We start from the raw sequence: 5,270 nt of genomic DNA, 5'->3' as shown, positions 1-5,270 counted from the left end.
ATTGATACAAGCATCATAGGTTTTGATTTTAAAAACCTGTTCGAATTCATAATCTGAACCATTAGGATCAATTTGTAAATAACTTGGATTCCCATACTCCTGGACAATATCTGCTTCGAACACTTCGTAGTTTACAGATCGAAGATATCTTGTCAAAGCTGAGCCAATAAACCCTTTGGAACCAATGATTAAAACTTTCTTCAAGTAGTCAGGGTTTTTTTGAGAATGTAAGAGTACATCCTTCCCGGGATGAGACGCTCATCCTGTTTAAAGGATACTCCTCTTGCCTTTAAGTAGAGTTTGTAAATTTTAAAAACAAATGGGATATACTTTGAAATGCTTATTTTTCGAAATAAGTTTTCCTTTAATTGAGCCTCAACCAGGATTGGGTTAACCGAATCTTCTGGAACGGGGAAATAATTGACAGGTGTATCGTAGTACCTAAATCTGTTTAAAATTTCAAAACCGGAGTTTTTGAATGCCTCTTCATATTCATCTGATCTATAGGCGTTCTCCCCCCCATAAAACTTGTGTAATGGGTGCATTTCCAAAAACCACTCCTTGTCACGTTCATCATATATCACATGATCTCTGATGGTCATCATGATACCGCCTTCGCTAAGCACTCTCTGACATTCAGCCACGAACTTATTCAAATCATTTGCATGGTGTAACGCTTGCCTCACAAAGACAAGATCAAATGACTTAGAATCGAATCCAATATCTTCTGCAAAAGACTCATAAACCTTAAGGTTTTGTAGTTGGTAATGGTCCTTCAAAGCATTGATAGCCCCGGCACCCACAGTGTCGCTCGGGTCCGGCTCCACAGCAGTTACTTCATATCCATCAAGGGCAAATGAGATGGCACTTATTCCATTTCCGCTACCAATATCCAGTACTCTACCCTGGGTTAATCCCAGGTCAACTAACCAATCCTTAATTTTTTTATACTCAACGCCTGCTTTATAGCGCTCTACATTCAGAGGTAGATCAGCCTCAAAATAGGCATCTCTGACCAAATTTTGATATTCAGGATCCTCGCGGATCATATCAATGGTTTCCTCCCAGGTCATTTTTGCTTGATGAATTCAATGCAACAAACACTTCTGCAGTGAGCAGCTCCATCTTCACCTCGACCACGTCCTGTATGAGGATTATAAGATTTCACATTCCCCAATTCATCTCTTGCTGCAAATCTCCACCCACTTTGTTCATATTTAAAAAAGGTTAGTTCGTACTCACCCATTTCATTAAGTAGTTCCTCAGCTTTCGCCAACATTTCATCATCAAACTGCTGAAAAAATTCATGATTTTCGAATTTTCCAAATGGAAAAGTTATCAATAGTCTACCCCCCTTTTTTAAGACCCTCAACATTTCTCTAATGGCAAATAAATATTCATAAGACTTTCCTTTTTCATTTGCGGAGTTTGATATGTCATATCCATATATTGAATTATCCATATCAATATGTTCGATCGTTGATTGGGAAACGACACAATCAAAAAACTCATCTCTTATAGGAATATCTCTTAGATCTGAATATAAATACGAAATTCCCCGTTGAGTAAATGATTTTTTTTCTGGGGCGTAAGTTAATATTGTTAGCTTGGTTTTAGGGTTACATAATACTGCTTGATTCAAAATGAACTCATAATTGAAAGTCGATCCAGCATCCAGAATTTTTCCATTGAATCCGTGCAAACAACTAAAAAGATATGGATATTCAACCACCCTTTCATCGAGGTTTTGACCGTAATCAGATTCAATAGACTTCTGATTAAACATTCGTAGAGATTCAACCGAATTAATTTGGTCTGTGATATATTTATTACGATATATTAAATAGCCCCTAGTCCAAGGCACTCTCCCATTTTGAATATATTCATTGATAGGGTCTGGTGACTTTTTAAATTTGTCAATTATATATTTGAATATTTTTTTCATTTGTTAACGATCTCTTTTGCTGGTACACCAGCTACAATTGAGTACGGTTTTACATCATGCGTAACAATACTACCAGCTGCAACAATACACCCTTCCCCTAATACCACTCCCTTTAGGATAATACTATTGAAATTTATCCATACCTTATCTTCAATTATTATTTCCTTCTTTTGTACATTGTTTGGCTCTGACGGGTGTCCTTTTTTGAGAAGCAGCTGATAGCTTTTAATTCGTTCATCAGCATCTAGCTCATGGGAATTTGTGTCGATGATATTTACATTATGAGATATTAGTACTCCATTGCCTATCTTAATCTTTTCTGCACTCCATCGATACCTGGTCTCTCCACTAAAACAATCTTTACCAATTTCAAGAATTCCTCCATTAGCAAAAACAAGTAATTGTCCTTTTGAGATCGAATTGTCACCAATTGAAATAGCTTGTCTATCATTTCGAAAATTAAAGACCTCTCCAGGAAAAATGATTTTGGAACTATTACTAATGATGCAATTTTTCCTTTGATTTCTTGAATGATCTTGATGATATCTACTTATGATATCATGTGTAGAAATAATCTTGAAAAATAATCTCCTAATAATATTTTTGATCATCTGGTTAGGCTAATTATTTTATTAGCAATAGACTTTATAAACGTGAGGGCATAATGTTCTCTAGTTGGACTTCCAGATTTCTCCATTCTAAGATGATCATAAACTAAACACACATAATTCAAATCAATTTTATCTTTCTTAACTAAGTTTATTTCTGATTCATGAATTTTTGATGACATTGAATTTTCTTTGTGTTGTCCTGATCCGTCAAAACCAATATTTTCAACTAAAGATTGGGTCGGAAACAGTCCCAAACCATTTCTTAAAAAAACTGAATAATACCATTTTATTGCCCAAGAATTTGGGTTCTTTAATATTCCAGAATAGTTATAACCTCCAAAATTGAATCTTTCTTGCAGAAGAAAATTGTTTTCGATTTCATTTAGATATTTGGGACTAACTTCAAACATTTTCCACTTATTTGACCAAGTTGCCCACCCCCAGGAACTTGTGCCAAGTGGACTAAGAAATGTATCAAAATCATCAGTCTCTAATGGGAACTGGTAAGCATTTATAGAATAGACATTTGTCTCGTTCTTATATAGGTTTAATCCTTCATTACAATACTGTAGGAAATATCTTGAGGTGAGAAGGTCATCTTCAAGAACTACTATTTTCCCATATATATTAATTATATGAGTTACTCCTTCGATCACATTATTAGCCAAGCCAAAATTCTTCTCTCTTAAAGTAACGTTGACCGACTTAAACCCTGAAATGTCTGTAATTATTCTTCTTACTTCGTCAATATTTCTCAGGTCTTCGCTAGATGCCTTGTTTTTTGGTCCGTCAGAGAAAATAAAAAGGTCACTTTTATCAGCTAGTTCATTCCTAGATAATGCTTCAAGTGTTTTCTGAGTATGCCAGGGTCGGTTATAGACGAAAAGGACAATTGGAGCTAAATCCATTTTACTTTCTAATGAAACGCTTTGACAAATAATGTGAGAAAGTTGTCTTTTGTTCTTTAAGCAAATAACGCATATGGTCATTGGGAGGAGTAAACCCAGTCTTTGTTCTATTGAGTACATTATCTGGCACCAGGCCTTTAACAGCTTCCTTCAATAGTTGTTTTGGTGCTTGATTCGGAAATTTATATTCTAAAGGTAACGAGTCAATAAATTTTATTAATTCCTGATCAGCAAAAGGCGAACGTACCTCAATAGAATGCGCCATTGCGAGTTTATCAGAAAGGAAATAGCAATTATTTGTCAACCATGCATAATGCAGGTAATAGTAAAGTCTATCGGTATAGGTCCACGGTAAATTTGAAATCCAGGATTCAAAACTCAGCGGCAATGATTGCAATAGCGCTTTGGACTCTACTTCATTGTCAGCTTTTCGTTCTGAAAATCCTGTGATGTAGTTTTTATATGTGACATGATCATCCTTCTTGAAGAGTTTAAGAGAGTTCTTCAAAAACGAAATCCTGGAGGTATTCAGAATTTTCTTTCTGTAACTATCGTACCATTGCAGGCTTTGGGCATACTCATTATGTTTCTTATATCCATAAAACAATTCATCAGCGCCATTCCCTCCAAGAAGTACGGTAAAACCAAGCTCCTTGGCTTTTCTGTATATATGCCATTGTGCGAACATCGCAGGATCAGCATTAGGCTCATCTAAATAGCTCAATATCTCATCAAAACTATCTGCGAAATCTCTGCTATCAAGTTCCACGTCATGCCAGATCAAGTCTTTTTCTTTGGCTAATTTTTGTGCTTCAGCTCTTTCATCTACATCATGGCTACCTTTATACCCAGCCGTAATTACATGTACTTCTTCCCTTAGTTCCCGGGCCACGCATGCAATTGTAGATGAGTCTACGCCAGCACTTAGTAAAATTGCTACGGGAACTTCACTTTGAAGACGCTTTTCAACTGCGCTGTATATTAAATCTTTTGTTCTTGATTTTGCATCTTCATACGATCCCGAAAATGAAGGTGTAATTGTTCGGCGGAAATATCTGTTTATCCTTAGCCCTTCATTAAGGTTTAATGTAGCATAACACCCATCAGGAATCTTCTCGATTTGCTTTATGTAGGTTTCGTTTCTTGAAATTGAGTACGTATACTTTTGAACTTGTCTGATTACTTCATAATTGGTATCCGGATTTACCAAAAAGTGATTTTTTATTGCTTTCAGTTCTGAAGAAAGTATTACTCCTTTTGGTAATACGGCATAATATAAAGGCTTTTTCCCTGCATGATCTCTACCCACAATGATCTCTGCTTTTTTTTGATCATATAAGCAAAATGCAAACATGCCATCTAATTTGCTTATGAAGTTAGTCCCATATTCTTCATACAAATGAATGATCACTTCGCAATCAGATTCAGTGGAAAAGCAGTGGCCTTTTTTGATCAAATCCTCTTTTAGCTCCAGGTAATTATAGATTTCACCATTGCAGGTGAGAATCAAAGATTTGTCCTCATTAAAGAGAGGTTGATGTCCATTTTCAACTCCAATGATTGAAAGACGGACATGTGCTATGGCTACGCGTTCATCATGCCATAACCCTGAATCATCCGGCCCACGATAACTCATCTCCTGATTGCATTTATGGAGATTGGATAGTGTGCTGTTATCTACGGAAGAGAAGGCGTAAAAGGCTGTTATTCCGCACAAAATAAAGTTATTTAATTAATCGTCTGGAAAAATTCCGGCACCACTGAGTTTGGGAATTGTTTCTTTACTTTATGGCCCAACCAATACTC

6 protein-coding genes are annotated in these 5,270 nt (G+C 36.1%); all 6 read right to left on the bottom strand.

Annotated features, from left to right (window positions below; all coding sequences use genetic code 11):
* Window positions 1–204, bottom strand: a 204-nt coding sequence (locus tag RLO81_RS11870) for an NAD-dependent epimerase/dehydratase family protein (protein WP_350111759.1), incomplete at its 3' end; no start/stop codon positions are given.
* Window positions 201–1,073, bottom strand: coding sequence for a class I SAM-dependent methyltransferase (locus RLO81_RS11865; RefSeq protein ID WP_350111757.1), 873 nt, complete (start codon window positions 1,071–1,073; stop codon window positions 201–203). The genes RLO81_RS11865 and RLO81_RS11870, both read right to left, overlap by 4 nt.
* Window positions 1,070–1,945 carry a methyltransferase domain-containing protein gene (locus RLO81_RS11860; RefSeq protein ID WP_350111755.1) on the bottom strand — a complete coding sequence of 292 codons (876 nt, stop codon included), beginning with the start codon at window positions 1,943–1,945 and terminating at the stop codon, window positions 1,070–1,072. The genes RLO81_RS11865 and RLO81_RS11860 overlap by 4 nt, the downstream gene beginning before the upstream one ends.
* Entirely contained in the window at window positions 1,942–2,556 is a 615-nt protein-coding gene (locus RLO81_RS11855; RefSeq protein WP_350111753.1) for an acyltransferase, read from the bottom strand. Before RLO81_RS11855 ends, RLO81_RS11860 begins: the two co-directional genes overlap by 4 nt.
* The gene (locus tag RLO81_RS11850; RefSeq protein ID WP_350111751.1) at window positions 2,553–3,464 is read right to left on the bottom strand and encodes a glycosyltransferase family protein; all 912 of its coding nucleotides are present in this window, start codon (window positions 3,462–3,464) and stop codon (window positions 2,553–2,555) included. The genes RLO81_RS11855 and RLO81_RS11850 overlap by 4 nt, the downstream gene beginning before the upstream one ends.
* Window position 3,465: 1 nt before the next feature.
* Complete coding sequence (gene asnB / locus RLO81_RS11845) at window positions 3,466–5,181, bottom strand: asparagine synthase (glutamine-hydrolyzing) (protein ID WP_350111749.1); 1,716 nt, start codon at window positions 5,179–5,181, stop codon at window positions 3,466–3,468.
* Window positions 5,182–5,270: the final 89 nt, after the last annotated feature.

The sequence above is a fragment of the Fulvivirga sp. genome, assembly GCF_040220315.1.
In the GTDB taxonomy this organism is placed as follows: domain Bacteria; phylum Bacteroidota; class Bacteroidia; order Cytophagales; family Cyclobacteriaceae; genus Fulvivirga.
The sequence above is the reverse complement of the archived record's forward strand: the minus strand, read 5'-3'. Positions and strand labels throughout refer to the sequence as shown.

What these genes read in the sequence shown, in the direction of transcription:
- RLO81_RS11860 (WP_350111755.1), bottom strand. Translation starts at nt 1,945, where the DNA reads ATGAAAAAAATATTCAAATATATAATTGACAAATTTAAAAAGTCACCA.
- RLO81_RS11850 (WP_350111751.1), bottom strand. Translation starts at nt 3,464, where the DNA reads ATGGATTTAGCTCCAATTGTCCTTTTCGTCTATAACCGACCCTGGCAT.
- RLO81_RS11855 (WP_350111753.1), bottom strand. Translation starts at nt 2,556, where the DNA reads ATGATCAAAAATATTATTAGGAGATTATTTTTCAAGATTATTTCTACA.
- RLO81_RS11865 (WP_350111757.1), bottom strand. Translation starts at nt 1,073, where the DNA reads ATGACCTGGGAGGAAACCATTGATATGATCCGCGAGGATCCTGAATAT.